The sequence below is a fragment of the Blautia luti genome (genome assembly GCF_013304735.1).
Taxonomy (GTDB): domain Bacteria; phylum Bacillota; class Clostridia; order Lachnospirales; family Lachnospiraceae; genus Blautia_A.
Map to the genome: position 1 here is coordinate 1 of NZ_JAAITI010000097.1, position 560 is coordinate 560.

The 560-nt window shown below is 42.7% G+C and carries 1 protein-coding gene; it reads left to right on the plus strand.

Features of this window, described 5'->3' with window-relative positions; translation table 11 throughout:
* On the plus strand, positions 1 to 560 hold a 560-nt coding region (locus G5B06_RS18595; protein WP_173772726.1), incomplete at both ends, for a hypothetical protein.

A 560-nucleotide genomic window follows, 5' to 3' on the forward strand; every position in this document is an offset into this window, starting at 1 on the left:
CAGTGGCTTTCGGAACTGAATGAAAGACTGGATGCACTGGCAGAAGCCTATGAAGAAAATCATTCTATTATGCGTTTCCATCATTATAATCCTATAAATATCTCAAAGCAGTTTCAAAAGTTTGCGGATGAGGTGATTCCTTATCAGGTTAGGGACGGCTTTGCCTGGAAAGAACATCCGATGTTCATTACACAGGATGAGATTGATGCTTATCTTGCAGGAGGTGGAGCGTATTCGCAGGGCAGGCTTAGGACGTATTCCTTTTATCTACTTCATGAAGATGAAAGATCGAGGACAGGTTTTATCAAGGAACAGTATGGGATCGGTGGAAGCAGTCATGCACTGTCTGGTGCCGATGATTCACACGCAAACTATGATGGAAAAGGCTTGTTTCTTGCAAGAGGTGCTTATGGGAATCCATATACGTCAATTTTATTATCCTGGAATAAAGTTGCAAATAGAGTAGCTTATCTGATCAAGAATGACCAGTTCCTGCAGGCAGAAGATTATGCTCGTATGCCGGAATATGAACGGGAGCAGATGGCAAATAAGGTACTCCG